General features: G+C 40.8%; 5 protein-coding genes. 3 read left to right on the top strand and 2 right to left on the bottom strand.

The window, feature by feature from the left end; all coding sequences use genetic code 11:
* From mhpT to NL42_RS11900, 3 genes are all read left to right on the top strand, one after another.
* On the top strand, window positions 1–1,228 hold a 1,228-nt coding region (gene mhpT / locus NL42_RS11910; protein ID WP_461312900.1), incomplete at its 5' end, for a 3-(3-hydroxy-phenyl)propionate transporter MhpT.
* Between the two features lie 70 nt (window positions 1,229–1,298).
* Window positions 1,299–1,754 (top strand): MarR family winged helix-turn-helix transcriptional regulator, encoded by a 456-nt coding sequence (locus NL42_RS11905; RefSeq protein WP_017391609.1) that lies wholly within the window; start codon window positions 1,299–1,301, stop codon window positions 1,752–1,754.
* A gap of 109 nt (window positions 1,755–1,863) precedes the next feature.
* Entirely contained in the window at window positions 1,864–2,556 is a 693-nt protein-coding gene (locus NL42_RS11900; RefSeq protein WP_080632039.1) for a GntR family transcriptional regulator, read from the top strand.
* 43 nt (window positions 2,557–2,599) lie between these two features.
* On the opposite strand, the gene NL42_RS11895 is transcribed toward NL42_RS11900, so the two are convergent.
* Both NL42_RS11895 and NL42_RS11890 read right to left on the bottom strand, forming a co-directional pair.
* Window positions 2,600–3,544, bottom strand: a complete 945-nt coding sequence (locus NL42_RS11895) for a PDR/VanB family oxidoreductase (RefSeq protein WP_461312899.1) — start codon at window positions 3,542–3,544, stop codon at window positions 2,600–2,602.
* 12 nt (window positions 3,545–3,556) lie between these two features.
* Window positions 3,557–4,633 carry an aromatic ring-hydroxylating dioxygenase subunit alpha gene (locus NL42_RS11890; RefSeq protein WP_461312898.1) on the bottom strand — a complete coding sequence of 359 codons (1,077 nt, stop codon included), beginning with the start codon at window positions 4,631–4,633 and terminating at the stop codon, window positions 3,557–3,559.
* Window positions 4,634–4,818: the final 185 nt, after the last annotated feature.

Below are 4,818 nucleotides of genomic sequence, written 5' to 3'. Positions count from 1 at the left end.
AAAGATATTAGGACAGTCTGCAAGAGCAAAGATTACGTTACTACTTTGTTTTGCAATCGCAATTTTTGAAGGTTTTGATCTTCAATCAATGGGGGTAGCCGCTCCACGAATGCGGGCTGAGTTTATGTTAGATAATGGCCAGATGGCATGGGCATTTAGTGCTGCAATTTTAGGAACACTACCGGGTGCCATATTAGGTGGCAGATTTGCAGATATTGTAGGGCGCAAGAAAATTCTGATTTTTAGTATTCTGCTTTTTGGAATTATGTCTTTGCTGACCGCCTATGCTGCCAACTTTAGTTTGTTATTGCTCATTCGCTTTTGTACCGGTTTGGGAATGGGCGGGGCACTTCCGATGATGATTACACTTGCCTCTGAAGCTGTGCCTGACCAGCACAAGGGCAAAGCGGTAAGTATCATGTATAGCGGTATTCCTTTTGGTGGATTACTTACTTCTGTCGTTGCTATGTCGTTGGCAGGTGATGCAGAGTGGCGTCATATTTTCTATATTGGTGGTATTGCGCCTATTTTACTCATTCCACTGATTATGCGCTTTTTACCTGAGTCAAATGATTACCTGCAACGTAAAGGTCAAGCGCAAAAAACGACGCCATTTTTGGAAGTTTTATTTGCGAAAGAACGTCGTATGTCGACGATTCAGCTTTGGGTCAGTTTTTTCTGTACGCTCGTTGTACTGTATTTCTTATTGAATTGGTTGCCGTTACTGATGGGCGCGCAAGGCTTATCGAAACTTCAGGCAAACTATGTGCAGATGGGTTACAACGTTGGCGGAATTTTAGGTTCGATTCTCATGGGTGTATTGCTTGATAAATTACGCATGAGTTTTGTGATTAAGCTGATTTATCTCGGCATTTTATTTTCGCTTTGTTGTTTAGCAATTTCTCCGACCGTGGCTTTACTTGCACTTTCGGCAGTTGGCTGTGGTTTATTTATTGTGGGTGGACAATCGGCGTTGTATGGTCTGGCTGCTATGTATTATCCAACCGAAATGCGCGGAACTGGAGTTGGTGCGGCAGTTGCAATTGGGCGTATCGGTTCTTTTGCAGGACCTTTAATGGCTGGTTTTTTACTTTCACTTGGACAAAGCTCGACCATTGTGATTGGTTCAAGCATTCCTGTGATCTTAATTGCAGCGATCTCTGCATTACTTCTTGTCAAAAAACCTAAACAGCCTGTACATTTAGTACAAAGCTCAGGTGCTCGCTAAGTTTTAACGAAAGTATGGGGTGACTGCCTCATACTTTCACTACAGATTTTCTTATGATGAATGAAAGGTTATGGTACGTTCAAATTTAGTTCAAAAAAAAGTAGAAGATGAGCCTAAGTTAAGTTACATGATTGCTCGTGTTGACCGAATTATTAGTAAACATTTAACAGAGCATTTAAAAGAGCTTGAGATTACCTTGCCGCAATTTACTGCGCTTTCTGTTTTAGCGTCAAAAAGTAATGTATCCAATGCCAAACTTGCTGAACGTTCTTTTATTAAGCCGCAATCTGCCAATAAAATTCTGCAAGATTTGCTGGTCAATGGCTGGATTGAGAAGAAACCTGACCCTACGCATGGCCGCCGTATTTTAATTACACTCACCGAAAGTGGTGTTGAAAAACTCAATAAATGCAATGAAGTTGTATTAAAAGTTGAAGAAAAGATGCTTGAAGGCATTGATATCAATCTGGCTTATTTAATTCGTAATAACCTCGATATCATGGTGAATAATCTTAAAAGCCTTTGAATAAATGAGTTTTTGGGGGCGAGCTAAATTCCCAAGCACTGATTCACACAGAAAATTTATTTCATTTTGCAAATGAAGTTGTTAGCATCAAAGTGACGTTTTTGACAATGTGTGGCAGCAAATGTCTTCAGGGCAACAAGTTTTACTTAAATTAAGAAAAATGATTATTTCAGGGGAACTTGAAGGTGGTGCCAGAATTGCTGAGATTCCCACTGCCGAGTTACTTGGTGTTTCGAGACAGCCTGTTCGTATTGCATTTCGGCTGCTCGAACAAGAAGGTCTTCTCATCAAGAACCCAACCCGTGGCTACACCGTCCGTGAAATTTCAGAACAACTTGTTCATGATGCGCTTGAAGTGCGGGGTGTGCTTGAAGGATTGGCTGCGAAAACTTTGGCAGAACAAGGTTTAAGCGAAGAGCAGAAAAAGACCCTCCAACATTGCATTCAAGAAACTGAAAAACTCTTTAATGAAAAAGACGAGTTTGGCGATACCGAACTGGAACGTTACCATCATTTTAATGTCATTTTTCATGACACAATTATTGAGGGCGCGCAAAATGTAGCACTCATACAAGCTTTAGCAAAAAACAATCAATTGCCGATGGCTTCTGCTCAAGCCATTACCTATGATGAGAAGCAAGCTTTGTCTGAATATCGTCGTTTGCACTATGCACATTTACAGCATTGTTCGATTTTCGATGCGTTGACACATCGTCAGGCAGGGCGTGCTGAAACCTTAATGCGTGAGCACAGTAGTGTAGTGATTTTAGGTGAAACGCTAAGAAATGTTCTTAGTGCTTAAGGTGAAATAAGTTCCTTTATTTTTTAATAAAGGAACTTAGCTATTAAAGCTCAATCACAAGATTTTTAGTTTTTGCACGAGAACAGCAGGGCGTAAATTGGTCGTTCAAAGCATGTTCCTCATCGGTCATAAATAGATCCCGATGATCAGGCGTACCCTCTACAACGCGAGTAATACACGTTCCGCAAATGCCTTGTTCACACGAAACAGGAATATCAAAACCATTTGCAATTAATGCTTCAGTAGCAGTTTGCTCTGGCAATACTTCAATTCGGCGGCCCGTACCTTTAACTTCAATAGTAAAAGCTTCATCATTAGACGTATCTACTTTTTGAGCGACAAAGTGCTCTTGATGTAACTGTCCATTGTGCCAGCCAGCTTGTTCAGCTGAGCTCATGACAAACTGCATAAACCCTGTAGGCCCACATACATATAAGTGTCTATCTGGTGAACTCTGACCTAAAACCTCTGCCATATTACATTCGGTATCTGGCTGATCTTGAATGTGAAAATAGACTTGATCACCGAAGTGCTCAGTTAAATTGCCATAGAAGGCAATCATTTCGTGACTACGGACAAAGTAGTGCAATTCGAAAGGAATATTGACTGACTTAAGTCGATACGCCATCGATAAAATGGGGGTAATGCCAATACCGCCAGCAAATAAAACCGCCTGCTTTGTTTGAGGATGAATCTCAAATAAATTACGTGGTTCACCAATCTTTAAATGATCACCTTCACGATATTCAGTATGGATACAACGTGAACCACCGCGTGAGTTAGCATCATGTAAAACACCAATTACATAACGATGCTTTTCACTGCAACAATTTGAAAGTGAATATTGACGAGTTAGACCATTTTTAAGATGCACATCAATATGTGCACCTGCCTCAAAATTCGGTAGCGCTGTGCCATTTGCCGCAACCAATTCAAAAGCGCGAATGGTCGGGGTAAGCTGGTGAATTTTCTGAATAATAACGTCCATGTTCATGCTCCTTTAAATAATCCGAATGTTTGGAAACTTTTGTGCGGATGTTTCAGGAGGCGTTTTATTTTCTTCAGCAAGGAGTCGCTCAATCACTTTACGGGACTGTACACCGCCTGCGTCGATGTTGAGCATTAGTAACTTGCGATGTGGATTGTTTAAGATATTTTGCTGCTGTTGCTCCAGCATTTCTAAATCTTCAGTAAAGATTTTGCCTTGGCCTTCACGAATTTGATCGGTGAGTTCAGCATTATCTGGCTGGAAGTTACGTGCCATTCCCCAGAAATACCAATGTGAGGTTTCAGTTTCTGGCGTAATAAAATCGACCACAATTGAAGAAACTTTTTTGTCATTTGGTGCGTGATAACCGCCATGTCCAGCATGCGCTACACCCACTTCAATATGGACATTACTTGGAGCAAAGAAGTGACAACGTTGCCAACGGTCAACTGATACATCATCTGCTAAGTGGTTACCACGAAGAGCCATTTGCCAAAATGGAGGTGCGATCACATTTTCCATATAGCGTTCGGTAATGACATGGTCGCCGTCAACTTTAGTGACTGGCAATGATTCATCAATTTCTTTTTGTCCGATGCTGCTTGAGTGAACATAAGTCTCGTGGGTTAAATCCATAAGATTATCGACCATGAGGCGATAGTCACATTGAATATGAAACAGGCCTCCGCCATAGCTCCATTCAGGATGATCTGCCCATTCTAAAGTTGGGAGTTTTGCTTCATCTGCTAAAGCTTTCTCGCCCGGCCATATCCAAATAAAGCCGAATTTTTCAACAACTGCATATGCTTTGTTGCAAGGGAAACCATTTACACGTTGGGTTGGCATTGAAACGGTCTTTCCGTCACAGCCCATCACTAGTCCATGATAACCACATACAAGGTTGCCATCTTCGACATAGCCAAGTGAAAGTGGGGCACCGCGATGGGGACAAAAATCTTCAACGGCTGCAACTTGGTTTTCTTTACCACGATAAAAAACAATTTTTTCACCACAGATGGTGCGACCTAATGGTTTGTCTTGGATTTCTTCTGGGCGGCAGGCAACATACCAAGCATTTTTAATAAACATTGTGACGACTCCTTATCACTTATTGGATCCAATTTATAATAAATAAAAATAATGGTCAATTGATAAGCAGTATATTTTTTTTAAAATATTGATCTTTAGAGTTGGTTGTTATGTATGTGTTTTAATGTTATTGAAGGCTTTTTGTATTTCTTTTAAGTTTCATGGTTGAAATTTTTATTCGCTTT

The sequence above is a fragment of the Acinetobacter sp. GN11 genome (assembly GCF_054823985.1).
Note: the sequence above shows the minus strand (reverse complement) of the source record. Positions and strands in the feature narration are given on the sequence as shown.